General features: G+C 69.5%; 25 protein-coding genes and 1 riboswitch. Of the genes, 9 read left to right on the top strand and 16 right to left on the bottom strand.

Annotation, left to right across the window (positions count from 1 at the left end):
• Positions 1 to 14 precede the first annotated feature (14 nt).
• The 8 genes from ASD18_RS12140 to ASD18_RS12105 form a co-directional block, all read right to left on the bottom strand.
• Positions 15 to 719, bottom strand: a complete 705-nt coding sequence (locus tag ASD18_RS12140) for a DUF3105 domain-containing protein (protein ID WP_200938542.1) — start codon at positions 717 to 719, stop codon at positions 15 to 17.
• Positions 720 to 1,002: 283 nt separating this feature from the next.
• A complete protein-coding gene (locus ASD18_RS21185) occupies positions 1,003 to 1,467 on the bottom strand; it encodes a M15 family metallopeptidase (protein ID WP_162251737.1) in 465 nt (154 codons plus the stop codon).
• Between the two features lie 621 nt (positions 1,468 to 2,088).
• On the bottom strand, positions 2,089 to 2,421 hold the full coding sequence (locus tag ASD18_RS21560) for a hypothetical protein (protein WP_235522343.1): 333 nt from the start codon (positions 2,419 to 2,421) through the stop codon (positions 2,089 to 2,091).
• Between the two features lie 109 nt (positions 2,422 to 2,530).
• Positions 2,531 to 3,292 (bottom strand): C40 family peptidase, encoded by a 762-nt coding sequence (locus ASD18_RS12125; RefSeq protein WP_056091106.1) that lies wholly within the window; start codon positions 3,290 to 3,292, stop codon positions 2,531 to 2,533.
• Positions 3,293 to 3,294: 2 nt separating this feature from the next.
• A riboswitch (cyclic di-AMP (ydaO/yuaA leader) is annotated at positions 3,295 to 3,472 on the bottom strand.
• A 252-nt stretch (positions 3,473 to 3,724) separates the two neighbouring features.
• Complete coding sequence (locus ASD18_RS12120) at positions 3,725 to 4,534, bottom strand: F510_1955 family glycosylhydrolase (RefSeq protein ID WP_235522342.1); 810 nt, start codon at positions 4,532 to 4,534, stop codon at positions 3,725 to 3,727.
• Positions 4,535 to 4,642: 108 nt separating this feature from the next.
• Complete coding sequence (locus ASD18_RS12115; protein ID WP_056091102.1) at positions 4,643 to 5,413, bottom strand: cytochrome c biogenesis CcdA family protein; 771 nt, start codon at positions 5,411 to 5,413, stop codon at positions 4,643 to 4,645.
• A gap of 251 nt (positions 5,414 to 5,664) precedes the next feature.
• Complete coding sequence (locus tag ASD18_RS12110) at positions 5,665 to 5,895, bottom strand: SHOCT domain-containing protein (RefSeq protein WP_235522385.1); 231 nt, start codon at positions 5,893 to 5,895, stop codon at positions 5,665 to 5,667.
• Between the two features lie 153 nt (positions 5,896 to 6,048).
• Positions 6,049 to 6,636, bottom strand: a complete 588-nt coding sequence (locus tag ASD18_RS12105) for a DUF305 domain-containing protein (protein WP_235522341.1) — start codon at positions 6,634 to 6,636, stop codon at positions 6,049 to 6,051.
• Positions 6,637 to 6,798: 162 nt separating this feature from the next.
• Between ASD18_RS12105 and ASD18_RS12100 the strand changes: the two genes are divergently transcribed.
• Both ASD18_RS12100 and ASD18_RS12095 read left to right on the top strand, forming a co-directional pair.
• On the top strand, positions 6,799 to 7,518 hold the full coding sequence (locus ASD18_RS12100; protein WP_369817285.1) for a response regulator: 720 nt from the start codon (positions 6,799 to 6,801) through the stop codon (positions 7,516 to 7,518).
• 62 nt (positions 7,519 to 7,580) lie between these two features.
• Positions 7,581 to 8,633, top strand: a complete 1,053-nt coding sequence (locus ASD18_RS12095) for a cell wall metabolism sensor histidine kinase WalK (protein WP_235522340.1) — start codon at positions 7,581 to 7,583, stop codon at positions 8,631 to 8,633.
• Here ASD18_RS12095 and ASD18_RS12090 read toward each other — a convergent pair.
• The gene (locus ASD18_RS12090; protein ID WP_056091089.1) at positions 8,611 to 11,046 is read right to left on the bottom strand and encodes a cation-translocating P-type ATPase; all 2,436 of its coding nucleotides are present in this window, start codon (positions 11,044 to 11,046) and stop codon (positions 8,611 to 8,613) included. The genes ASD18_RS12095 and ASD18_RS12090 overlap by 23 nt on opposite strands.
• A gap of 368 nt (positions 11,047 to 11,414) precedes the next feature.
• A complete protein-coding gene (gene merA / locus ASD18_RS12085) occupies positions 11,415 to 12,794 on the bottom strand; it encodes a mercury(II) reductase (RefSeq protein WP_056092176.1) in 1,380 nt (459 codons plus the stop codon).
• 54 nt (positions 12,795 to 12,848) lie between these two features.
• On the opposite strand from merA, the gene ASD18_RS12080 reads away from it, so the two are divergent.
• Positions 12,849 to 13,247 carry a heavy metal-responsive transcriptional regulator gene (locus ASD18_RS12080; RefSeq protein ID WP_056091086.1) on the top strand — a complete coding sequence of 133 codons (399 nt, stop codon included), beginning with the start codon at positions 12,849 to 12,851 and terminating at the stop codon, positions 13,245 to 13,247.
• 580 nt (positions 13,248 to 13,827) lie between these two features.
• On the opposite strand, the gene ASD18_RS12075 is transcribed toward ASD18_RS12080, so the two are convergent.
• From ASD18_RS12075 to ASD18_RS12065, 3 genes are read right to left on the bottom strand one after another with little or no spacing between them, the layout of a single operon-like run.
• Complete coding sequence (locus ASD18_RS12075; RefSeq protein ID WP_056091083.1) at positions 13,828 to 14,454, bottom strand: peroxiredoxin; 627 nt, start codon at positions 14,452 to 14,454, stop codon at positions 13,828 to 13,830.
• Positions 14,451 to 15,467, bottom strand: a complete 1,017-nt coding sequence (locus ASD18_RS12070; protein WP_056091080.1) for a cytochrome c biogenesis CcdA family protein — start codon at positions 15,465 to 15,467, stop codon at positions 14,451 to 14,453. Before ASD18_RS12070 ends, ASD18_RS12075 begins: the two co-directional genes overlap by 4 nt.
• 1 nt (position 15,468) lies before the next feature.
• Entirely contained in the window at positions 15,469 to 15,771 is a 303-nt protein-coding gene (locus ASD18_RS12065) for a glutaredoxin (RefSeq protein ID WP_056091077.1), read from the bottom strand.
• Between the two features lie 145 nt (positions 15,772 to 15,916).
• Here ASD18_RS12065 and ASD18_RS12060 point away from each other — a divergent pair, with 145 nt between their 5' ends.
• Together ASD18_RS12060 and ASD18_RS12055 are read left to right on the top strand one after the other, a co-directional pair.
• Positions 15,917 to 16,642 (top strand): response regulator transcription factor, encoded by a 726-nt coding sequence (locus ASD18_RS12060; protein WP_056091075.1) that lies wholly within the window; start codon positions 15,917 to 15,919, stop codon positions 16,640 to 16,642.
• Positions 16,643 to 16,683: 41 nt separating this feature from the next.
• Entirely contained in the window at positions 16,684 to 17,748 is a 1,065-nt protein-coding gene (locus tag ASD18_RS12055; protein WP_235522339.1) for a cell wall metabolism sensor histidine kinase WalK, read from the top strand.
• Positions 17,749 to 17,805: 57 nt separating this feature from the next.
• Here ASD18_RS12055 and ASD18_RS12050 read toward each other — a convergent pair whose 3' ends face one another.
• The gene (locus ASD18_RS12050; protein ID WP_156387950.1) at positions 17,806 to 18,048 is read right to left on the bottom strand and encodes a hypothetical protein; all 243 of its coding nucleotides are present in this window, start codon (positions 18,046 to 18,048) and stop codon (positions 17,806 to 17,808) included.
• Positions 18,049 to 18,068: 20 nt separating this feature from the next.
• The gene (locus tag ASD18_RS12045; RefSeq protein ID WP_235522338.1) at positions 18,069 to 18,422 is read right to left on the bottom strand and encodes a hypothetical protein; all 354 of its coding nucleotides are present in this window, start codon (positions 18,420 to 18,422) and stop codon (positions 18,069 to 18,071) included.
• 222 nt (positions 18,423 to 18,644) lie between these two features.
• Between ASD18_RS12045 and ASD18_RS12040 the strand changes: the two genes are divergently transcribed.
• From ASD18_RS12040 to ASD18_RS12025, 4 genes are all read left to right on the top strand, one after another.
• Entirely contained in the window at positions 18,645 to 19,433 is a 789-nt protein-coding gene (locus ASD18_RS12040; RefSeq protein ID WP_235522337.1) for a prolipoprotein diacylglyceryl transferase, read from the top strand.
• Positions 19,434 to 19,612: 179 nt separating this feature from the next.
• Entirely contained in the window at positions 19,613 to 19,879 is a 267-nt protein-coding gene (locus ASD18_RS12035; protein WP_056091061.1) for a DUF2933 domain-containing protein, read from the top strand.
• Positions 19,880 to 19,999: 120 nt separating this feature from the next.
• Entirely contained in the window at positions 20,000 to 20,224 is a 225-nt protein-coding gene (locus tag ASD18_RS12030) for a heavy-metal-associated domain-containing protein (RefSeq protein ID WP_056091059.1), read from the top strand.
• Positions 20,225 to 20,395: 171 nt separating this feature from the next.
• Positions 20,396 to 22,693 carry a heavy metal translocating P-type ATPase gene (locus ASD18_RS12025; protein ID WP_369817271.1) on the top strand — a complete coding sequence of 766 codons (2,298 nt, stop codon included), beginning with the start codon at positions 20,396 to 20,398 and terminating at the stop codon, positions 22,691 to 22,693.
• A gap of 99 nt (positions 22,694 to 22,792) precedes the next feature.
• On the opposite strand, the gene ASD18_RS12020 is transcribed toward ASD18_RS12025, so the two are convergent.
• Positions 22,793 to 23,209: a hypothetical protein gene (locus ASD18_RS12020; protein WP_056091056.1), complete on the bottom strand. Its 417-nt coding sequence runs from the start codon at positions 23,207 to 23,209 to the stop codon at positions 22,793 to 22,795.
• Positions 23,210 to 23,299 lie beyond the last annotated feature (90 nt).

Here is a 23,299-nt window from a genome sequence, read left to right as displayed (position 1 = left end):
CGCCCTTCGTGGCTCTACCCACCGACGCCCTCGCACGAGGCGCCGGGCTCGGGGGCTTGCTCTCCCTGGAGGTAGCGGGTGAGGAACGGCTCCAGTCGCGCGTCGTCGACAGAAGGGAGCTCCAGTCGGACGCCCCAGGCCGTGGCGACCAGCGGTGCCGCCAGTCCATCGTAGGGGCTGACCAGCAGGTAGGGGTTCTCGTCAGCCAGTACGCGCAGTCTCTCCGCTCCGGCGTCGCCGAGGCCTGGCCGGTAGGCGATCCACACCGCGCCGTGCTCGAGGGAGTGCACGGCGTTCTCGTCGCGGATGGGCTCGCTGTAGAACCCGCAAGTCTGCGGGAGCGGATCGTGGTCCCCGCCGACGGGGGGCAGCAGCGTGCCCTGCTCGGCCGGGTCCTCGAGTGCGGGCGTGGGCTCGGCGGTCGGCTGGGTGACGTCCGCGTACTGCACGTCTCCGTCGACGTGCGTGGCCGCCGACACCGGGAGTTCCTGCTCACCCTGGATGGGGGCGCTCGCCGCGGCCTCGACGGCATCATTGCGCCGCTGCTCGTTGGTGAGGATGACGACCGTGGGGATGATCAGTGCGAGCAGCGTTGCGGCCACGATCCCGACGATGAGCACCGTCCGACGGCGCTCGGCGCGCCTCTGGGCGGCTTGGAGCTGCAGCAGGCGTTCCTTGCGGGCTGCTCGGTCGTTCGAACGCTTGCCGTCTGGGCTCACGTGGGCTCCTAGGTGTTGTGCTTCGGGGCCCGCGCCACACGCGTTCGGGTCTCACCGAAACGGCACCCGCGGTCGGGCATGCCCACGATGGGCCATCGGCAAGGCGTTTTCGCTTGCCGAACGACGAAGATTTGCTGAAGACGCGCGTCCCGACGGAACCCCTGCTCGCGCAGGACTGCACGGAGTTGGCGTGCGGCATTCAGGGCGAGCCGAGCGCTCGGGATCCGGGCCGCGCCGGCAACCCGCGTCAAGGGCTCCGGCCGGCGGCGGACGCCTGCCACGCTCAGGAACCGTCGGCCAGTGCCTCGACACCAGGTACGAACTCCCAGTGCCAGGGCTCGTATGGGCCGTCTCCGCCCCGGTGCGCCCAGTCGGGGTTCGCCCACCCGTAGACGGGCCCGACGTCATGTAGCCACTTCCCCCGCTCCGCGGCGTACGCCTCCGGGCACAGGTCGACCGCGAGGCCCCACCCGTGGTTGCTCTGTCCGGCAGGTGCCGCCAGGCCACCCTTCTGGGAACGAAGAGCTGCCTGTTCCTCGATGGTGCGGTACCCGGACGACAGGCAGATCGGCTCCCCGAACCGGGCGGTGTAAGCGGAGTTCAGGTCGGTGATGGTCGCGACCGCGTCTGCACGGTCCCTGTACGGCTTCTGCCACAGGTCGCACAGGTCGGACTTGGCCAGGCGCCCGTTGCTCCCCCGGCCGCTGAAGATCCCGGAGCAGCCCGACAGCTCGGTGCGGTCGGCCATCCGCGACGCGGCGACGCCGCCTTCGCGAGGGTTCTCAGAGCTCAGCAAGGACGCCGGCGGAGTCAGAGCGTCTGGAGCGCTCAGCGCCTGCACGGTCGTGGGTCCCGTGACCACCGGAGCGGACGCTTGGGCAGGACCCGGATCCCCCCACGGTTGCAGTGCAACGAACACAGCCACCATCGTCGCGAGCAATCCGGCCCTCACCAGCGACGCAGGGTTTCGGTTCCGAGCGACCCGCGTGCGAACAGATCTACGGTCTTCGTGGCGCAGAGAGCGCCGCGTGGGGAGCGGCCCTTCCTTGAGCGACGAGCTCACGCGGCCGTCCGTCGGGCCGAAGCGGTGACGTCATCGATCTCCGGCCAGCGCTGCGTGGTCGTCATGGCCCGCCTGTCTCTTCACAGGGATCGGCCGTAGCGGCCGTGCGCGACGGTCGCGCCTCTTCGATCATCGGCGTGGATGACGAACTCCTGCCTGCGACGCCGTCAAGGTTCCATGAAGATGCCCCATCGGAGCCGCTTCTGGGGGTCGGCGAAGCGCTCCCGCGACGGCCTCCGCCTGACGTGTTTCTCGCGGCGCTGGGAAGCGGCCGAGGAGAATCACCAACTGATGCTGGCGGGACGACTAGGGCGACACCTGGCCCGCATGCTCCTTCGACCTGTCGATGACGAGCGGCTCGAGGCTGGCGGGCATGGGCGCGCGTCCAGGTCCGCCCTGGTCGAGCCAGTTCGCCAGCGCGCCGGTCAGCTCATCGCCAGCGACCCGCTCCAGCCACACAGGGCGGCCCGATCGGCGCCGCCCAGATCGCGCAGAACGGGCGACGATGACGTCGCCTCGATTGCACTCGTCGAGGCACTCGGCCAACGTCAGACGCGCGATGCCGAGCGAGTCGAGCTCGCGGAGGCGAGCGAGCTGGCCTCCTGCACGCTCGTCAGAGTCGCCCAGAGTCTCGCCCACGCACAGGGAGCACGCTGTCAGGCCGGGTTTGGACGGCCGAGGCGCAGTGCCACTTCCACTGGGAGGTACAGGCCGCAGTGAAGTGTCAGGATTGCCGGGCAACGGACCGTCAGCCCACTCGGATGAAGATCGGGCTGGACTGCCAGATCTCCCTGATCTGGATCGTCTTGCCGGGGCGGGGGGCGTCGACCTGGAGGCCGTCACCCGCGTAGATCGCGATGTGGCCCGGGGACCAGATCAGATCGCCGGGCTGCGCGTCGGCGCGCGAGACGACGGTGCCGACGTTGCGCTGCGCGGAGGAGGTGCGCGGCAGCGAGATGCCGACCTGCGCGAAGACGTAGGACGTGAAGCCGGAGCAGTCGAAGCCGTCGGGGGTCGAGCCGCCGTAGACGTAGGGCACCCCGACGTAGCGGGCGGCGATCTCGACGATCGCGTTGCCGTTGGCGCTCGCCGGCACGGCGACCGTGGGCTCGGCGGTCACCGTTGCGGCTGGTGCAGCCGTGCGCTCCCGGGATCGAGACGCCACCGCCACCGGCACGGACTCCGGCTCCGGCGCGGGGGCCGGCGCAACGGCGGTCACGGCAGGCGCCTCGAAGGTCCATTCGACGTTCGACGGGGCAACCACCTGCTGCTCGAGAACCGCGCGGGCGTCCTGCGTCAGTCGCGCGGTGTCCACCGAGCCGCTGAGCGCGCCGGCTTCCGAGGTGCGCGCCGCGAAGGCGGGGGTGCCGGACATCGACATGACGAGGCCGGAGGTGATGACGGCGGCCGCTGAGCGTCTCCCGGCTGTCGCCATGCCGTCGGCAGATGCCGCGGCGAGGTCGTCGAGAGCAGTCAGCGGGCGGCGAGCGGCGCGGTGGCGTGCGGGCATGGATGTCCTCTCGGACGCCTGCGAGGTGAGCTGTCGGGTTCGGGAGAGAGTCGCCCGGCCAGTGGTGCTGGCTTCACCCCAAGGACGCTGCTTGAGCGTCCACGATCTTGGTTCCCCCGTCCCTGCCATCGATGATCTGCGGAGCCTTCGGGCGGTGGCAGGGCTCGGCGCCCACCAGAAGACCGTGCCAGGGGTGTCCCGGCTCCGACGATCGTAGGCATCGATCCGGTCCGGTCTGGCCGTAACCTGCCCGACTTCATGAAACCTTCATCCGAAACGGACGAACGGACAGGCGCGAGCGTCACAGGTCATCGGGGGTGAATCTGGTTCCCGCTCGGCGGTTCTCTTCCGCCGGCGCCTGGCGACATGGCCCCATGGCGCTCACCCCTCTGGCGCGTTCGGGGCGACAGCGGTCAGCTCGGCTTGCGAGCGTCAGTCGGCGAATGTAAATCCGTTGTCGACGGATCGTAGGAGGGCGCCCTCGATGACGACGAGAATCTCGAGCTGGCCGTTGCGCTGGGCACGGGCGGCAAGAGCCTGGGGTGCTTGTTCGACGGTCCCGCGCTGGTCCCAGGTCGCTCCGGCGTCGGTGCTGAGGAAGACAATGCCGTCAGGTGCGACCCCGACCACCGTCTGGTCGTCGGAGAAGTACGCGAGCTGCAGTAGCGGCGCTTCCGGGACGACGTCCCATGTGTCGCCGCCGTCGGTGGAACGTGCGGGCCCGGACTGGCTTGTGACGAGCAGGGTCGTGCCGTCCGGCGAGGCCGCGAGGGCGAAGGTGGCAACGGGAGGTTCCAGTGTTGTCCAGGCCTGCCCGTCGGGCGTACTTAGCACTGCGGCTCCGTCGAAGCCGGCGACGCCAACCTCGGACGCGGTGAGGCTGTGAAAGTCGGTCTGACCTTCGCGCGAGAGGGTCGACCAGGTCTCGCCGGCGTCGGTGGACTCGATCAGCCCGACCGGGTTGGCCATGTCCACGCCGGCCCCGGGGTGGCCCGAGGAGTAGAAGTGGTCGGGGCCTGCGGCGGTGAAGCCCATCAGGTCGATCACGGGGCCAACCCGGGCGGGACCGGTGTCGTCATAGCGGAACAGGCCATCGTGGGTGGCCAGGTAGACCTTGTCGTCGGCGGGGTTGAACGCAATACCGTGCACATGGTCGCTGGGTAGACCCCGCCCTCTCGGGACTTGTGCCGTGCCCTCCGTCTGCTCGGTCGCGGGCACCGAGCAACTGGCCAGAACCAGCACGATGGCAGCCGTTGAGAGGGCGCGTCGGCGGGCTTGGTGAGTCGTCCAGGGGGTGGGCATGGCAGTGGTGTCCGTTTCGTTCGGCGGTGATACGGGCCGGGGTTCGGGTCAGATGACTGTGACGAAGCCCCCGATGAGTCCTTGGAGACTCTGGGTCCATGTGGTCCACAGCCCGGTCATCAATGCGAGGCCGATCAGGACCAGCATCGCCCCACCGATCCGCATGATCGCGACGCGGTGCTGGCGTAGGAAAGCCACCGTCGCCGTGGAGCGGTGCGCGCCCATGGCGATAAGGAGGAACGGGATACCGAGGCCCGCGGCGTAGGCCGCGGCCAGCATGGCTCCTCGTAGTGCGCTCGCCTCGTTGAGCGACAAGGACAGGACGGTCGCCAGTGTGGGTCCGATGCAGGGCGCCCACCCGAGGCCGAAGACGATGCCGAGGAGGGGGGCACCGAGCAGTCCTTGGCGGGGGACGAAGTGCATGCGCCTTTCACCTTGCAGGCCGGGGATCCATCCGAGGAAGGACAAGCCCATGAGCACGACCACGGCGCCCATCACGGGCATGATGACAGCGAGCCACGGGCGCACCGCGACGCCCAGGGAGCCGAGGGCGACCCCGAGCAGGACGAACACCACGGAGAAGCCCAGCACGAACAGCCCGACGCCGGTCAGCAGGACCGCCTTGGACCGTTGCCCTGTAGAGGCACCGCTCATCCCGGTGACGAAGGCGAAGTACCCGGGCAACAGCGGTACGACGCAGGGTGACGCGAAGGAGACTATTCCGGCGAGGATCGCGACGGGTACCGCCAGGAGCATTGGCCCGGAGAACGCGGTCTCCTGGAACGCGCTCACCAGGTCCTGCCAGAACCCAGTGCTCATGGAGTCTCCGCGAGGGCGGTGTCGATCGGCTCGCGCAGAGCGGTCGAGTTCGGCCGGCCCATGGTGCGTCCCTTCACCCGCCCCTGCCGGTCCAGCACCACAGTGGCAGGGACGGCAGCTCCTCGCCCCTCAAGGCGACGTCGGCGGTCTGAAACGCGATGGGCGCCCATCGCGCCCATCGCGAACGTCTTCGACTCGGCGGCACGAAGCGGCGGCTCGGCTGTGGTCTTCGCCGCCTCGGGTTCGCTCCGTCATTGATCCCGTGGCTGCCGCGTCCCCGGGCCATGCAGCGCGGCTCGCCGGCTGGTGAACTCGGCCTCGTCGATCTCACCGCGAGCGAACCGGTCCGCAAGCACGCTGTCGGGACTCGGGAGCGTTCGATCAGAGCCCCCCGGAACCTGCTGGGTGCCGGAGGCGCTGCGCACGATCCAGACGACGAGCGCCGCGACCAAGCCCCAGAAGACCAGCATCATCAGCGCCATCGTCACCCAACCACCAGCGCCCCATCCGCCGTGTCCCCACCACATCATGACGAACCACCTCTCGGTCGTGAGGCCAGGCGCGAGCACCGACCTCCTCGTTCCACGCTGCGCCGGCCCGACCTGTCCACGTAGGGGCGAACGTCCCGAGCTCCGTCAGAGACCGGCCAGCAGGTTCTGCATCTCCGTGATCTCCGCTGTCTGGGCGTCGATGATGGTGCCGGCGAGGGCCATCGCGTCGGGGTTCGAGCCCTCGGCCTTCTCCTGCTCGGACATCTCGATGGCGCCGCGGTGGTGCGCCACCATGCGCTCGAGGAATGCTCGGTCAAACTCGGCACCCTCGAGTGCGTCGAGCTCCTCCATGACCTCGGACTGGCTCATGCCATCCATGTCCATCCCGCCCATGTCCATGCCACCCATGTCCGTGTCGTGCCCGGTCTCTTCGCCCCAGCTGGTGAGCCAGCCGGTCATCAGGTCGATCTCGGGGCCCTGTGCGGCCTGGATCCGCTCGGCAAGAGCCTTCACCTCGGGGGTCGAGGCTCGTTCGACGGCGAGGCCAGCCATCTCGATGGCGCCCTGGTGGTGGACGATCATCAGCTGCGCAAACTGGGTGTCGGCGTCGTTGTGGGTCGCCGCCGCGCTCTGCGAGCTCTCTCCCGTGGTCGGGGCGTCGCCCGAGTCCGTGCTGCTGGAGCACGCCGCCAGGGTGATGGCTAGGGCGACGGCTGTGGCGGCGGCGGTCATTCGACGGCGCATCGGGTTCATCGGTCTGGTCTCCCTCGAGCGGTTGCGAAGCGTGTAGGCCATCTACCTTCGCTCGTGACACTGTCGCTAGCGTCGTCGTTGCATCAAGGTTTGATGAAGGTCGACGATCGAGGTGTGCGCTCCGTAACAATGGGCCTGGTGATCAGCCCAGCACCGAGCGTGGCACTACGTCGCGCCGTCGTCGTCGACGACGAAGAGCCGCTCGCCAACGTCATCGCCGGCTACCTGGAGCGCGACGGCTTTGAGGTGCAACAGGTGCACGACGGCGCCGAGGCTGTCCCACTGCTGCGCGAGATCGACCCGGACCTGGTCGTCCTCGACCTCGGTCTCCCGGGCCTGGACGGGGTGGAGGTGTGCCAGCAGCTGCGGACGTTCTCGGACTGCTACGTCATCATGCTGACCGCGCGCGCCAAGGAGGTCGACACGCTGCGAGGGCTCAGGGTCGGGGCGGACGACTACATGACCAAACCGTTCAGCCCCCGCGAGCTCGTGGCGCGAGCGAACACTCTCCTGCGACGGCCACGACGCGCTCCGGCGCCCGTCATCGAGGCGTCCCCAGTCATCGTGATCGGATCGCTCACGGTCGATCCGGAGAGCCGCGAGGTTCGCGTCGGCACTGAGCAGATCCTGTTGACGCGCACGGAGTTCGACGTGCTCGCGGCCCTCGCGCGCCGCCCGAAGACCGTGCTGAGCAGGAGGTCGCTGATCGACGAGGTCTGGGGCCCCGGGTGGGTGGGCGACGAGCACCTGGTCGACGTGCATGTGCTCCACGTCCGCAAGAAGCTGGGCGGCCAGGCGGAGCGACAACGGTTCATCCGCACGGTCCGCGGCGTTGGTTACCGCATCGGTGCGGGCACATGAATCGCGAGGTCCCGCGCCGGGCGGCCCGGTGGAGCCTGGCCACTCGCCTCCAGGTCGGAAGCGTGCTGGTCCTCACGGTCGGTGCGCTCACGGCGGCCACGGTCGTCGCCCTCGTCGGCCCTCCTCTGTTCCACGAGCACCTGATGCACGCCGACCTGCGGGACCAGGACGAAGCGATCCTGCACGCGGAGGAGGCGTTTCGATACGCCAGCGCGATCGCACTCGCCGTCGCCATCGCAGCGGCCGCTCTCGCATCGATCGCGGTCAGTCTGGTCTTCACGCGCCGGATCGGCCGGTCTCTGTCGTCGCTGTCGGACGCGGCGGCACGCGTCGGCTCTGGTCGGTACGACGCCCGAGTCGCACCACCGGAGATGGGGCCGGAGCTCGACGAGGTCGCCGTCTCGTTCAACCACATGGCCGAGCGGCTCCAGGACAGCGATCGACTGCGCGAGCGCCTGTTGGCTGATGTGGCGCACGAGGTACGCACCCCGGTCGCCACGATCACGGCCTACCTCGAGGCGGTGGAGGACGGCGTTCGCCCTCTCGATGCCACGACTATCGAGCTGCTTCGGGAGCAGGCCATGCGTCTGACTCGGATCTCCGAAGACCTGGCCGCGGTCACCCAGGCCGAGAGCGGTGACCTGCATCTCGAGCTCTGCGCCACCGCGCCGGTCGACCTGGTGAGCTCCGCCGTCGGCGCGGGCCGGGAGAGGGCCACCGAGAGCGCGGTCCACCTCGACGGGGACGTCCAGCAGAACCTGCCCGACCTGGAGGTCGACCCGCTGCGCATGGGTCAGGTCCTCGACAATCTTGTCAGCAACGCGATCCGTCACACGCCCGCGGGCGGGCGTGTGACGGTCGCGGCGGGGCGTACGTCGGACGGCGGGGTTCGCTTCACCGTGACCGATACCGGTGACGGGATCGCCGCCGAGCATCTCCCGCATGTCTTCGAGCGCTTCTACCGGGTCGACACGGCCCGCGATCGCGGGCACGGCGGTTCGGGCATCGGGCTGGCCATCTCCCTGGCCCTGACCCATGCCCACGGCGGCACGATCACCGCCGCGAGCCCCGGCCCCGGCAGGGGGAGCGCCTTCACCGTCCTGCTGCCTCGCTGAGGGCTTCCGTCACGATCGTGGGCGTGAGCTCGCGGGTTCCCGGTGCCGCGGGGAGCGGCAGCCGCTTGAGCAGGAGGGCGTTGACGGCCACGATCACCGAGGATCCGGACATCGTGAGAGCGGCGATCTCGGGGCTCAGCGACACGCCGAGCGACGGGTAGAGCACGCCTGCGGCGATGGGGAGCGCGAGGGCGTTGTAGCCGATCGCCCAGCCCAGGTTCTGCCGCATCTTGCGCAACGTGCCCCTCCCGATCCGCAGCGCGATCGCCACGTCGAGCGGGTCGGATCGCATCAGGACGACATCCGCCGTCTCGATCGCGACATCCGTGCCGGCGCCGATCGCGATGCCGAGGTCGGCCTTGGCCAGGGCGGGGGCGTCGTTGACGCCGTCACCCACCATGGCGACCGTGCGTCCATCGGCCTGCAGACGGGCGACCTGGTCGGCCTTGTCGCCCGGCAGCACCTCCGCCACGACGGTGTCGATGCCGAGCTGCCCGGCGATGCGGCGGGCGGTCGCCTCGTTGTCCCCGGTGAGCATGACGACCTCGAGACCGGCCTCGTGCAACGCGGCCACGGCAGCGGCCGCGGTCTCCCGGGCGGCATCGGCCAGTGCGACGACGCCGACCAGCCGGCCGTCGACCGCGACGAGCACGGCCGTCCTGCCCGACTGCGCCAGCTCGTCGCGCCGGGCGGACAGCTCCCCGAGCGCGACGCCCTCGGCGGACATCAGCCGCTGGTTGCCGACCAGGACTCGGTGACCGTCCACCGTGGCGCCGGCACCATGGCCAGGAACGTTGCGGAAGTCCACGGCGACGAGCACGGCAGCGCCGAGCGTGGTGGCGTGCGCGACGACGGCACGCGCCAGCGGGTGCTCGGACTCGCGTTCCACGGCGGCCGCCAGCGCGAGGACCTCCAGCTCGGGCAGGTGATCGACGACCACATCCGTCACCTCCGGCTCGCCCCTGGTGAGGGTGCCGGTCTTGTCCATCACCACGGTGTCGATGCGTGCGGACGTCTCCAGCGCCGTGGCGTTCTTGAACAGGACGCCGCGGCGGGCGCCGAGCCCGGTGCCGACCATGATGGCGGTCGGTGTGGCGAGACCCAGGGCGTCGGGGCAGGTGATCACGACGACGGTGATGGCGAACAGCATCGCGGTGGGCACGCTGGCCCCGGCGAGGGTCCAGGCGAGGAACGTGACGGTCCCCCCGACCAGCGCGACCAGCACGAGCCAGAACGCTGCGCGGTCGGCCAGCCGTTGGCCGGGCGCCTTGGAGTTCTGCGCCTCCTGCACCAGGGCGACGATCTGAGCCAGGGCGGTGTCCGAGCCGACCTTGGCGGCCCGCACCCGCAGCGTCCCGGTGGTGTTGATCGACGCACCGATGACCTGCGACCCGGGAGCCTTCGGCACCGGCAGGCTCTCTCCGGTGACCATCGACTCGTCGACCTCGGACTCCCCCGCCTCGACGACCGCGTCCACCGGGACCTTCGCGCCGGGCCGCACAAGAAGCAGGTCGCCGACGAGGACCTCACCCGTCGGGACCTCGACCTCGACCCCGTCCCGCAGGAGGACCGCCGTGTCGGGAGCGAGCTCGAGCAGCGTCCGGACGGCGTCGTTCGCGCCGCCCCGAGCCCGCATCTCGACCCAGTGCCCCAGCAGGACGAACGTTGTCAGGACCGTGGCGGCCTCGTAGAAGACCTCACCGCCGCCGGTCAGGGTGATCCACAGGCTGTAGAGCCACCCGGTGCCGACGCCGACCGCGACCAGGACCATCATGTCGAGCGTCCGCGCTCGCAGCGCCCGGTAGGCGCCGTCGAAGAAGATCCACGCCGAGTAGAAGATGACCGGCAGCGAGAGCAGCAGGCTGAACACGTCGTCGCGCAGGCCGAGCGGGGTGCCGGCCGAGAACCCGAGAAGCTCGCGACCGATCGGCGACCACAGCAGGATCGGGATCGACAGCAGCAGCGCGACCAGGAAGCGGTTGCGCATGTCGCGGACCATGTCCGCCATCGAGCCGCCACCGTGGTGACCGCCGTGGCCCATCGCGTCCTGAGCCGACATCGGCGCGGGCGCACCGTGGCCTCCGGGGTGCTCGTGCCCGGACCCGGCGTCGTGGGACGGCGTCGCGTGATCAGCGTTGGACGCGGGCGTCCTACTGGCCGGGTCGTCCATCGGCTCGCAGATGTGCTGCGGGACCGAGCGCCCCTCGCAGTGGTAGCCGCACTCGGTCACCCAGCCGACGAGCTGGGCCAGGGAGGTCTCGTCGGCGTCGTAGGTGACGTTCGCTGTCTGGGCCAGCGCGTTGGCCTCCACATTCAGGACGCCGGGGCGCCGGGCTAACGCGCGCTCAACGATCGGCTCGGAGGTCGCCCAGTGCAGGCCCCCCACTTCCAGGACTGTCGTCTCGACCTTCATGACCGCTCCCACATCTCTCGTCGGCTCGCCTGCTTTTGCATACCCCCATGGGGTATCTGCTACCAGTCATAACGCGGGCGCCTGCAGGAATCGTCCCAGCGGACCGTAAAGATCTGATGAAGTCGGCGTCGGTCAGGCGACAGGTTCGTGCTCACCGCCAACCTGTTCCGCAGACGGCGGCTCCGGTCACCCTGCCAACTCGTACCGGCCCAACCCTGACGGCTTGATCTGGCCACATCTGCCCGCGTCCAGCCACGGGCTCGCGAATGCCGTGAAGATCTAGGAGACGGCGCAGCACAGATTGGGACTGCGGCGAATCGCTCGGCGGGCGCCGTCACTCCGTGCTGGTCGGTACTTGCTACTCACGTTCACGCGCAGCAGCTCGTCGGCATGTCACTGCGGAACAGCCCGGCGCAGATCCGCACCGCCTCGCTCATCGTCAGGTACGGGGCCCAGGTATCGGCGAGGTCGTCGACGGTCAGGCCGTACTTGATCGCGTAGGTCGCGGCGAGCATGACATCGCCAGCGCCGTCGAGCGCGGCGTGGACCCCGAGGACTTTGCGGGTGGTGGCGTCGATGACGAGCTTCAGGGCGCCGCGGGTGTCGCGGTTGGCCAGTGCCCTGGGGATGTCCTTGGCGTCGAGGACGCGCACGTCGCAGACGTGCCCGGCGGTCAGTGCCTGCTGCTCTGTGAGTCCCGCGGACGCGAGCTGCGGGGTTGTGAACGTGACCGCGGGCAGGCCGAGGTGGTTCACGACGGTGGGCTGGCCGAGGGCTCCGGCGGCGGCCGCGTGCCCGGTCTGGGCAGCGACGTAGACGTACTGGGGGGCACCGGTGACGTCGCCGGCGGCGAAGATTCGCGGGTTGCTCGTGCGCTGGTGCTCGTCGACGGTGACGAAACCGCGGTCGTCGGTCTGGACCCCGGCCGCGTCAAGCCCGAGGCTGGCGGTGTTCGGGCACCGGCCGGTCGCCACGAGCAGCCGCTGACCGGTCACCTCCGCGCCTCGCTCGGTCCGGACCACCACGGCGCCGCTGGCGGTCGATTCGACCTCGACCGCGCGTTCCTCCACGACGGTGATGCCGTCGTCCGCGAAGACGGCCCGCAGCACATCGGCGACCTCGGGCTCTGCATATGGGGCGAGCCGGCCGACCAGGGTGACCGCGACACCGAGGTGCGACCAGAGCTGGGCCTGCTCCAGCCCGACGTACCCGCCGCCGAGGATCACCATCGAGGATGGCAAGTCCTGCAGCTCCATCGCGGTAGTGCTCGTCAGCGGGTCGACCGCGCCCATGCCCGGCAGGTCCGGGACGCGCACCGCCGAGCCCGTCGCCACGACGTACGCCCAGGCGAAGACCCGCTCACCGTCGACCTCCAGGGTCTGCGTGTCGACGAATCGAGCGTGTCCGTAGCGGACCGGGAAGCCGTGCGCGTCGGCCACGTCGGCGTACTTCGCCTGACGGAGCCGGTCGATCAACTCCTGCTTCTGGGTCATCAATGCTGCGAGGTCCACACCCCCGGCGTCGGTCGGGACGCTCGGGAAAGGGTTCGCCAGCGCCCGGTGCCGGTGTCCGGCGGCCGCGAGCAGGTTCTTGCTCGGGACACATCCCACGTTCAGGCACGTACCGCCCAGCGCTGCGTGCTCGACCAGCAGGACCGACTTCCCACGCGACCTGGCCTCGATCCCAGCTGCCATCGCCGCGCCCCCGCTGCCGATGACGACCAGGTCCCACGTCTCGTCGATGCTCATCGACGGACCGTAGACGTTCCACCGCACGGCAATGTCAAGCCGTAGCCTTGGCGCATGCGGATCGGGGAGCTGGCGGGGCAGGCAGGTATGACGACGAAGACCCTGAGGTTCTACGAGCAAGCGCAGGTACTGCCGCGGCCGGCCCGGACGGCATCGGGATACCGCGACTACGACGAGACCGCGCTCGTCCGGCTTCGCTTCGTCCGCGCCGCGCAGGCAGCCGGGCTGAGCCTGGCCGAGATCCGGACCGTCATCACTGTCCGCGAAAGTCAAGGACCACCGTGCGGGCACGTCACCGCACTGCTCGACCGGCACGCTGCCGCACTCGACGAGCGCATCACGGAACTCCAGGCCACCCGCGCCGAGGTCCGCCGGCTCCGCGACCGCGCCGCCACGCTGAACCCCGCAACCTGCCGTGAAGACGGCGTCTGCGACGTCATCACGACCGACTGACTGTCAGCGGAGGGACGCCCGCCGCCACGCCCACAGCGCACACCGCCGGCAGATGAACACCCCCGGCGCCGACCCCAGCTCGGCCAGACGGCGCCTCTGCTGCCCGCAACATCCACAGATCGGAAGGGGTCGGGACTCGTCCCGGGTGGTCGTCACGCGCACGTCGTCGCGCCTCCTCGCTTGGCTCTGCCCACAACAGCCCGCAGTCCGTTCAGGTTGCCACGGTTCATCGTCGCGGACATCACCGTGCTAGGCGGCGTGAGCTGCCGGCAATGGCCGGCCCGGCCTTGACTGGCAACGACGCCCTGGCGACTTGGCAGGTGAAGCAAGATCAATCCGTCACCGTGGGGCCCGATCCCCTGGCCTAGCCACACCGTGCACTCTCACAGTTGCTCGGCCACCTCCAGCTGGTGATCGCCGGCGCACGTGTGGGCCTCCGGTGCGGGTGCCGTGGCGTGGTCGCGCTCCGCGGACTCAGTGCGACAGCACTGGTCGGCCGTGCCGTTCTCCTTGCAGCAACCGGTCATCGTCACTTCTCCGTTGTCTCATGGGTGGGGTCTGGCCTGGGCTGGTGGGCTGCCTAGAGCCGGCTGGTTGCCTCGTCGAGGAGCTCCTTGGGCTCGAGCCACATGGAGGGGTAGTTCCCGTACCACTGCTGGACACCGTCGGCGTCGACGAGGACGAACCCGTGGCCCGGAAGCCCTTCGTGCATGCCGGTGCCGAGGGTTCCGTAGGCCTTCGAGATCTTGCCGTCGTCCAGTAGGAACGGGGTGGCCACGCCAAGCCGGTCGCGGTCGGCGTTGATCTGCTCGGCGGTGTTCATGACGATCGGCAGCACGGTGATCCCGGCCGCAGCGAAGCCTGGCTCCTTCTCGATCTCGGCCATCTGCTGCAGGCACGCATCGCACCCCGCACCCTCGTTGAAGTAGAGGATCACGGGCTCGCCGAGGAACGACGAGAGCGAGACCGTCTGCCCGTCCGAGGTCGGGAGGGTGAACCCAGGAGCTTGGCGCGTCTCCGCCGAGACGACCGGGCGGGAGCTGAGCAACGCCACAGTGACCAGCGCCGCGACGACCAGGAAGCCTGCGGCCCACGCGGCCAGGCCGAAGCGTCGCCGGCGGCGCTTGGTTCGGGTCTCGTTCTGCCTGAGCTCCTCGAGCCTGTGCTGGTGCTCGGCCTGGCGACGGCTGGCGGTTCCGGAGGTCATCGCGCTGTTCCTTGCTGTGTAGGCGTGGTGATGGGCGTGGAGTGACAGGACGGGACTCCGGCGTCGTTCGCCGCATCGCCCAGCGACGGGTGCCCGTCGACGGGCTCAGGTGGCACCTGGGACGTGGCGCCGTCGGGCGCTCGGCCGGCTCGGCGGCGACGTTCGGAGAGCATCGCCACGACGAACAGGCCGACGAGGGCCAACAGCCCGGCCCCCAGGATGGGTTCCGGGACCGGGCTCACGAACCGCTGCACCGCCAGGAAGACGTCGGTGAGCGTGCTCGCGGCCGTGTCCTGGGCCTGCGTGCCGCCGGTCATGTTCGCGTCGCCGGCCAGGGCGATGATGAACACGCCCATCACGACGAAGCCGACGGCCACCGCGATGTTGAGCGTGTTGGTCACGATGACGCGGCCGGCGATGGGGATGCGCACCAGCCTGGCGCGCAGGAGCTTGCGCTCCCCCAGCCTCGCCTTGTCCCAGATCAGCGCCATCACGAAGAGCGGGAAGACCATGCCGAAGACGTAGGCCAGTCCCAGCGTCAGCCCGCCGATGGCGGAGCCGGACAGCGCGGACAGGGTCATGACACCGGCGAGGACGGGAGCGCAGCAGCTGGAGGCCACGCCGGAGAAGACACCGAGCGCGAAGAAGCTGGCCGAGTCGCCGCGGCTGGTGTCCGGGGCGCGCAGGAAGCTCGGCAGCGACCACATCTTCCCCGACAGCGCGAGCACGGCCAGGGCGATCATGAGCAGCCCACCGGCCCAGTACAGCGGCCCGTGGTATCTCGCGATCGCACCGGAGAGCAGGCTCATCCCGAGCGTGATCGGCACCAGCACCAGGGCCAGGCCCGCGGCGAAGATGAAGGTCAGCGGCAGCAGGCGCCACCGGCGGTTCTTGATCGCACCGGCCAGGTAGCTGGGTGCCAGGAACACGATGCAGCACGGCGCGAACAGAGCCACCCCGCCGGCGAAGAACGCGGCCAGGATGCTCCCCGTGGTCAAGAGCTCGGCGCCCACCTCATGCCCCCACGGATGAGTTGTGCTGGGAGGAACGCCGCTCGAGCACCTTGACCAGCTTCTTGCGCGGCAGCCGCCCGGCGCTGAAGTACGCGCCGTCGACCAGCACGAGCGGGTTCATCGCGGGACGGTGGACAGCCACCAGCGACGCCCCCTCCGCGGACTCCAGCTCGACGACCCGCACCTCGAGGGGCAGCGTCCGGGACAGCTCGGTGAGCGCCTCGACGGCGTCGTCACAGAGGTGGCACGCCTCGGCGTGGACGACGACTACCGGTACCGGTGGCGTCGATGTCTGGTCGTTCACGGAGTCTCCAACGGGTGATGGGCTGCGGTGCTGGCTCCACGGTCTCTGACTCGTGCTGTGCTGCCGTCGCGGTTTCATGAGCGTTTGATGAAGACGTCGAGCCGGGCTCGGTGGTCCCGCGAGACGGCCGACGGCTCCGTCCACAATGGGCTCCATGGCCCAGCAGATGCCGTCCCCCCGACGCGCCCTAGTGATTGACGACGAGAGGGCCCTGGCCGCGCTCGTCGCCGGCTACCTCGAACGGGACGGCTTCGAGGTGCACCTCGCCCACGACGGCCCCGAGGGCCTCACCGCTGCCCGCTCGGTCGATCCGGACGTCGTGGTGCTCGACCTGGGACTTCCCGGGATGGACGGCGTGGAGGTCTGCCGCCAGCTGCGCACGTTCTCCGACTGCTACGTGGTGATGCTCACCGCACGCAGCGAGGAGATCGACACCTTGATCGGGCTGTCGGTCGGCGCCGATGACTACATGACCAAGCCGTTCAGCCCGCGCGAGCTACAGGCACGCATCGCCGCTCTGCTCCGCAGACCGCGACGCGCCGCCGACGGCCCCACAGCAGCGAGCGAGCCGCTGCGCGTCGGCGCCCTCTCGATCGACCTGCCCGGCCGCGAGGTCCTCCTGGACGGCGACCCCGTGCCGCTCACTCGGACAGAGTTCAACGTGCTGGCCGCGCTTGCCGGCAGCCCGCACATCGTCTTCAGCCGCCGCGTCCTGATCGAGGCCGTGTGGGGCGACAACTGGGTCGGTGACGAGCACCTGGTCGACGTCCACGTGCTGCACGTGCGGCAGAAGCTCGGCGACACGGCCGACGCGCAGCGCTACGTCCGCACCGTCCGGGGTGTCGGCTACCGCATCGGAACCGGCGGATGAGGTCGCCTAGATGGGGGCTCGCCGGCAGGCTCCTGGCGGCCATGACCCTCGTCGTCCTGGCCGGTGGCGTCACCGCGTGGATCGTCGCTGGCGCGGTCGGACCCGTGGTCTTCCACCGGCATATGGTCGAGGCGGGCGTCGAGGCAGAACCCATGGCCGTGCTGCACGCCGAAGAGGCCTTCCAGTCAGCCAGCGCACTGGCCCTGGCCATCGCCCTCGCAGCATCCGTGGTCGCATCGCTCGCCGTGAGCGTGTTCCTGACCCGGCGCATCGCGGCCTCCCTCGGCACCCTGTCCGCGGCAGCGACCCGTATCGCGGCGGGACATCTCGACTCCCGCGTTGCCCGCCCGTCGCTCGGTGTCGAGTTCGACCAGCTCGCCGACGCCTTCAACGACATGGCGCGCCAGCTCGAGGACAGCGACGCCCTCCGGAAACGGCTGCTCGCCGACGTCGCACACGAGGTCCGCACCCCCGTCGCGGTCATCGGCGCCTACCTGGAGGGGATCGAGGACGGAGTGGCCACGATGACGCCGCAGACCGTGAGGGTGCTGCGCGACCAGGGCGCTCGACTGGCGCGCCTCGCCGCCGACCTCGCGGCAGTGACGAAGGCGGAGCAGGGGGCACGCAACCTTGTTCTCGCACCAACCTCCGCGGGCGCACTCCTGACCACGGCGTTCGACGCCGCGAGAAGCCGATACGCCACCGCCGGCGTCGAACTCACCCTTGATGTCCAGCCCGGGCTGCCTCCTCTCGCGGTCGACGCCGACCGGATGAGCCAGGTGCTGGGCAACCTGCTAGACAACGCCCTACGACACACACCCCGCGGCGGATCCGTGTGCCTCGGCGCGCACCTGACCGAGACGGGTCTCGTCCGGCTTACGGTCGCCGACACCGGGGAGGGCATCGACCCCAGTCAGCTCAGCCTCGTGTTCGAACGCTTCTACCGGGTGGACACGGCACGCGACCGGGATCGCGGCGGTTCGGGGATCGGCCTCGCGATCGTTCGCGCGATCGTGGTCGCGCACGGCGGAACGGTCGCGGCTCACAGCGCGGGCCTGGGTCACGGATCGTCATTCGACATCGACCTGCCGCCGGCAGCTTCCTGATTGCTGCCTGACGACATCCGGGTAGGCGCAGCCCGACACGCCGAACCCGATCTGGTGTCAGCCGCGCAGACGCCCGTGCGGGTACCGCGGGCCGAAGGTCTTGTGCTCCGGTGTCGTGTTCTCGTGTGCGCCGCTCTCCCGATCCTCAGGGCCATGCTGGCGTTCGTCCGCACGCATCGTGAAGAGCATCACGATCAACATCACCGGGCAGACCAGCACGAACGCCCAGAGGAGCGCCTCCGTCACGCTCACACCGAACAGGAGGAGTCCCACCAGGGCCGCGGCCCCAGCGATGACCATGTACCTCGTGTGACCCTTCATCAGAACCCCTCTTTTCCTGCCAGCGCTGCCACGTCGAGCTCGCCGCTGAGGGATCTGTAGGTCTCCGGCGAGATCTCCCCCGACGCAAGTCGGCTCTCAAGGATCGCCCGAGGATCGCTGGCGACCTGTGCGGGGAACAGGCGGCTCACCGACCACACCGCGAGCCCGACGACGACCAACCAGAACGCGACCATCGACACCCATCCAGCCGCACCCATCTGCGCGCACCACGGAACCATGGCGATCTCCTGCCGTTCGATCGGGCGCCGCTCGGCGCCTAGTGCCCACTCTCGCCAGCCGACATCAAGAACCGAGCGGCAATCGATGAAGAGGTGCTGAAGATCGCAGGCCAAGGCCGTCGCGACATCTCCCCCGACATGTTCCGGTGCCCGGGAGTGCGCGCACCTGCCGCCGCTGTCCGGTCGTCAGTGCTCGAGTGGCTTTCATCGAACGTTGATCGCACGACAGCCGGACCCGAGGACATCAGGGCCCAGCGTGGTCGTCGGGCGCCTCGTCGCGCCATCGGCCGACGGCACGGCCGCCGGGTCCAGAAGAGGGAGACACACGTGCTACCGGTGCTGTTCTCGATCGGCAGTTTCCAAGTGCAGAGCTACGGCGTCAGCAAGGCCGTCGCCGCGATCGTCGCGATCTGGCTTCTCGGCCGGGCATTCGCCCGCCTCGGACTCCCCAAGGATTCCGCCACCTCGCTGGTGCTGTGGGCCACCATCTGGGGATTCGTCGGCGCCAAGGCTTACTACGTCTTGGAGCACCTGTCCGACTTCAGCCTGCACCACCTGGGCGGCATGGGCTTCACCTGGTACGGCGGTCTGATCGGCGGTGTCATCGCGGCACTCGTGGTCATCCGGCGCCACGGGCTACCCACGGCCGAGGTGGCGGGCGCCGCGGCAGCGCCGCTCGCCCTCGCCTACGGCATCGGTCGGATCGGCTGCTTCCTGTCCGGAGACGGCACCTACGGCACACCCACCACGCTGCCGTGGGGCGTCGCCTTCCCGGACGGCGTCGTTCCATCGACCGTTCCAGTGCACCCGACGCAGCTGTACGAGACGCTCGCCGCCGTGCTGATCGCCGTGATCCTCTGGCGCCTCGAGCGCCGCCTGGCACCGATCGGAGTATTCGGGGCCTACCTCGTGCTCTCCGGTATCTCCCGGTTCCTGGTGGAGTTCCTGCGCATCAACTCCCCGGTGCTCGGTGGGCTGACGCAGCCCCAACTCTGGGCGCTAATCGGCATAGCAATCGGGTCTGTCGCAATAGTGCGAGCCGGCCGACGAGCAGAGCAGCACCGGCCCGGAGCGATCGCGCCCGCCGATGCGCTGCACTCGGTAGCCACCTCTTCTTCTCTCTGACCACCGATGGCGCACTCAGAGAAGTTGACCAGAGCGGCTTCTTCAGCGGTTCTTGACGCGGCCTCAGCCGTACATGCGTGCCTCTCGACGCACGCTTTCAGGCAGCGGGTTCTCCCGCAGGCAGCCGGGCTCCATGCGGGACCGACGGCAGACAGCGGACCGGTGTATCGAAGGGTTGGATGACGATGAACCACGGCGGGCTCGCGCATGTGAAGTGGATGGCGCTAATCGCGGCGGGATTGTTTGGTGTCCTGCTGCTCTTCGGGAACTCGGCCGGGGAAGCCCTGCGGTACGCAGTCCTCCTCTCGTGCCCGCTCATGATGGTCGCCATGATGTTGGGCGGTCATTCCGGGCACTCCGGGCACGGCAGCAAGGGCAGCGACGAGGCGTCCGACGCCCCCTACGGCGATAGGGACGAGCCCGTCGGCCACCACCACACCTCCTAGCACCCCCCTTCCCCGCTCGGTGCGGGTCATCCGCGCGGCTCACGATCGACGACAACTGCCGATACCCCCAGGGGGTATCATTGATCCTCGTCAGCACACACCCACTCAGAGGAGAACGCCATGAGCACCACCAACTACGAGGTCGCCGGAATGACCTGCGGACACTGCGTCTCGTCGGTCACAACCGAGATCACCAAGCTCCCCGGCGTGCAGAGCGTCGACATCGCCCTGGTGCACGACGGCACATCCCGCGTCGTCGTCAGCAGCGACGCAGAGCTCTCTCTGGACGATGTCCGCGCTGCCGTGGACGAGGCGGGATACGAGCTCGTCGGCGAATCGGCGTGAACGATGCGGGACGGCTTGCAGGATTCGGGCTCGTTCTGGCGGCGGCCCTCGGCGTCGGACTCGGCGTCGGGGCTGCCATCGGGCCGATCGACATCAACCCGTCACCGTCCTCGGTAGACCAGCCCGCTGACATGCCGGCCGACCACGAGTGACCACCAGAACGGAGGCCCGGTGACCCAGGCCATTGAGCTCGAGATCGGCGGGATGACCTGCTCGTCCTGCGCCGCACGGATCGAGAAGCGGCTCAACCGCATGCCTGGCGTCGAGGCGAGCGTCAACTACGCGACCGAGAAGGCCACGCTCACGCTGCCTGAAGGCACCACGATCGACGAGGCCGTCGCTGTCGTCGAGGCGACGGGCTACAGCGCCCGCCCTCGTGAGACCAGCCGATCCGAGCCGGCTACTGGTCCGGACGCCGAGGTCGAAGACGAGACGGCGGCCCTACGGCACCGGCTCACGCTCTCGGCCGTCCTCACCGCGCCCGTCCTGATTCTCTCGATGGTCGAGCCGCTGCAGTTCGACAACTGGCAGTGGCTGTCGCTGACCCTCGCCGCACCCGTCGTCGTCTGGGGAGCGTGGCCGTTCCACCGCGCCGCCTGGGCGAACGCCCGGCACGCGGCGGCGACCATGGACACCCTCATCAGTGTCGGGGTCCTGGCAGCCTTCGGGTGGTCCCTGTACGCGCTGTTCCTCGGGGCAGCCGGCAGGCCGGGAATGCGCATGGCGTTCGACATCGTGCCGGACCGCGGTGGCGGAGGCCACGAGATCTACCTCGAGGTCGCGGCAGCCGTCACGGTCTTCATCCTCCTCGGGCGCTACTTCGAGGCAGGCGCCAAGAAGCGCTCGGGCGCGGCACTTCGCGCGCTCATGGAGCTCGGAGCCAAAGACGTCGGAGTCGTGCGCGGCGGGACCGAGGTGCGGATAGCCGTGGCTGATCTGGTCGTCGGTGACATCTTCATCGTTCGGCCCGGGGAGAAGGTCGCGACCGACGGCATGGTCGTCGAGGGTGCGTCGGCCGTCGACGCGTCGATGCTCACCGGCGAGCCGGTGCCGGTGGAGGTCGGACCGGGTGACACCGTCGTGGGAGCCACAGTGAACGCCGGTGGCAGGCTCCTCGTCCGCGCAACTCGGGTCGGAGCCGACACCCAGCTCGCCCAGATGGCTCGCCTGGTGGAGGAGGCGCAGACCGGAAAGGCGCCGGTGCAACGTCTCGCGGACAGGATCTCTGCGGTGTTCGTGCCGATCGTGATCGCCCTCGCGGTCGCCACGCTCGGGTTCTGGCTCGGGGCAGGCGCTGGGGCGGAGGCTGCGTTCACCGCCGCCGTGGCCGTGCTCATCATCGCCTGCCCCTGCGCACTCGGCCTGGCCACGCCCACCGCTCTCATGGTGGGTACCGGCCGGGGCGCCCAGCTGGGCATCCTGATCAAGGGACCCGAGGTGCTGGAGTCCACCCGCCAGGTCGACACGATCGTCCTGGACAAGACGGGAACCGTGACGAGCGGGCAGATGCAGCTCGTCGAGGTACGACCCGCCGGCACCTCCACGCGCGACGAGGTGCTGCGCATCGCCGGAGCGCTCGAGGACGCTTCCGAGCACCCGATCGCGCGGGCCATCACAGCAGGGGCGCGAAGCGAAATGAGCATCCTGCCTACCGTGGAACAGTTCGCGAACACCCAAGGTCTGGGCGTCTCCGGGGTCGTCGACGGGCATGCTGTCGCTGCAGGGCGGGTGTCGTGGATGGCGAAGCAGTGGGGCCTCCACCTCGACTCCGAGCTGGGACCGATTCTCGAGGCTGCTGAGTCGGCCGGGCGCACCGTTGTGGCCGTCGGATGGGACGGCGCACTTCGCGGTCTGCTCATCGTGTCGGACACGCTCAAGCCGACGTCCCGTCAGGCGGTCGCCGAGCTCAAGGCGCTCGGCCTGCGACCGGTTCTGCTGACCGGTGACAACTACCGGGCGGCCAGGGCTATCGGCGCCGAGGTCGGGATCGACGAGGTCGTCGCCGAAGTTCTGCCGGAGGACAAGGTCCGCGTAGTGCGCGAGATGCAGGACAGCGGACGGGTCGTCGCGATGGTGGGCGACGGGGTAAATGACGCCGCAGCCCTCGCTCAGTCGGACCTGGGTATCGCGATGGGCACCGGAACGGACGTCGCGATCGAGGCGAGCGACCTGACGCTCGTTCGGGGTGATCTTCGGGCTGCGGTCGACGCCGTGCGTCTGTCGCGCAGGACGCTGTCCACGATCAAGGGCAACCTCTTCTGGGCGTTCGCGTACAACGTGGCCGCGATCCCCCTCGCCATCTCCGGGTTGCTCAACCCGCTGATCGCGGGGGCGGCCATGGCGTTCTCGTCGGTCTTCGTGGTCACCAACAGCTTGCGCCTGCGGAACTTCCAGGCTGTCTCGCTCGAGGAGAACCCCCGGGCCACCAGCATCGTGCCCCAGCGGGTCGCGGCAGTCCCGGTGCGCTGACGGTCACGCTCCCGCCGGCTCTGGGACGTCGCGCGCCGGCATGCGCCTATCCGACGGGAGCATGGCCCGGCGCACCCGACTGATGCCCCTGTCTGAGACTCAGTTGTCCGAGGGCGACTCGTGGTGGCCCGCGTGCTCCGTTGGCGAGACGTCCTGTGGGGGCGAATCGACGCCGCTCAGGCGAGGGCCGACGACGAACGTCGACAGTGCGAACATCCCTGCGAACAGCGCGAGCGCCAGGGCGGGCGCCCACCAGCTCGAGAATCGCCTGTGGAGCCGGATCAGGAATGGCACGGACAACGCCAGCCCCAGCACGCCGAAAACGAGCGTGCCCCCCGCTCCTGCCACCAGCGCTGTGCCCACCAGCGGACCGACGTGGTGCAGGATGTGCGGCGCCACGCCAGAGACGGCACCGAGGGCGCCGTTGAGCGCTGTCCACAGAGTGCGCACACCGGAGGGGTGACCTGTCGCTGAAGCGCTCGGTACGACGAGCGGCTGTTCCTTCACGGAGTCCATAGCCTCAGCATTCGCGAGGCGAGCAGGTGTCTCGTGGAGGAACGATCAACGCTCCATGAAGGTTGTCGGGCGGCGGCACGTGCACACCCA

This window comes from Cellulomonas sp. Root137 (assembly GCF_001426725.1).
GTDB lineage: Bacteria > Actinomycetota > Actinomycetes > Actinomycetales > Cellulomonadaceae > Cellulomonas.
Note: the sequence above shows the minus strand (reverse complement) of the source record. Positions and strands in the feature narration are given on the sequence as shown.

Coding starts and splice junctions, on each gene's coding strand:
- ASD18_RS21185 (WP_162251737.1), bottom strand. CDS start 1,467: ATGGCCGACCGCACCGAGCTGTCGGGCTGCTCCGGGATCTTCAGCGGC.
- ASD18_RS12125 (WP_056091106.1), bottom strand. CDS start 3,292: ATGCCCGCACGCCACCGCGCCGCTCGCCGCCCGCTGACTGCTCTCGAC.
- ASD18_RS12115 (WP_056091102.1), bottom strand. CDS start 5,413: ATGAGCACTGGGTTCTGGCAGGACCTGGTGAGCGCGTTCCAGGAGACC.
- ASD18_RS12110 (WP_235522385.1), bottom strand. CDS start 5,895: ATGGCGCTGATGATGCTGGTCTTCTGGGGCTTGGTCGCGGCGCTCGTC.
- ASD18_RS12105 (WP_235522341.1), bottom strand. CDS start 6,636: ATGACCGCCGCCGCCACAGCCGTCGCCCTAGCCATCACCCTGGCGGCG.
- ASD18_RS12090 (WP_056091089.1), bottom strand. CDS start 11,046: ATGAAGGTCGAGACGACAGTCCTGGAAGTGGGGGGCCTGCACTGGGCG.
- merA (WP_056092176.1), bottom strand. CDS start 12,794: ATGAGCATCGACGAGACGTGGGACCTGGTCGTCATCGGCAGCGGGGGC.
- ASD18_RS12080 (WP_056091086.1), top strand. CDS start 12,849: ATGCGGATCGGGGAGCTGGCGGGGCAGGCAGGTATGACGACGAAGACC.
- ASD18_RS12075 (WP_056091083.1), bottom strand. CDS start 14,454: ATGACCTCCGGAACCGCCAGCCGTCGCCAGGCCGAGCACCAGCACAGG.
- ASD18_RS12060 (WP_056091075.1), top strand. CDS start 15,917: ATGGGCTCCATGGCCCAGCAGATGCCGTCCCCCCGACGCGCCCTAGTG.
- ASD18_RS12055 (WP_235522339.1), top strand. CDS start 16,684: ATGACCCTCGTCGTCCTGGCCGGTGGCGTCACCGCGTGGATCGTCGCT.
- ASD18_RS12050 (WP_156387950.1), bottom strand. CDS start 18,048: ATGGTCATCGCTGGGGCCGCGGCCCTGGTGGGACTCCTCCTGTTCGGT.
- ASD18_RS12035 (WP_056091061.1), top strand. CDS start 19,613: ATGACGATGAACCACGGCGGGCTCGCGCATGTGAAGTGGATGGCGCTA.
- ASD18_RS12030 (WP_056091059.1), top strand. CDS start 20,000: ATGAGCACCACCAACTACGAGGTCGCCGGAATGACCTGCGGACACTGC.
- ASD18_RS12020 (WP_056091056.1), bottom strand. CDS start 23,209: ATGGACTCCGTGAAGGAACAGCCGCTCGTCGTACCGAGCGCTTCAGCG.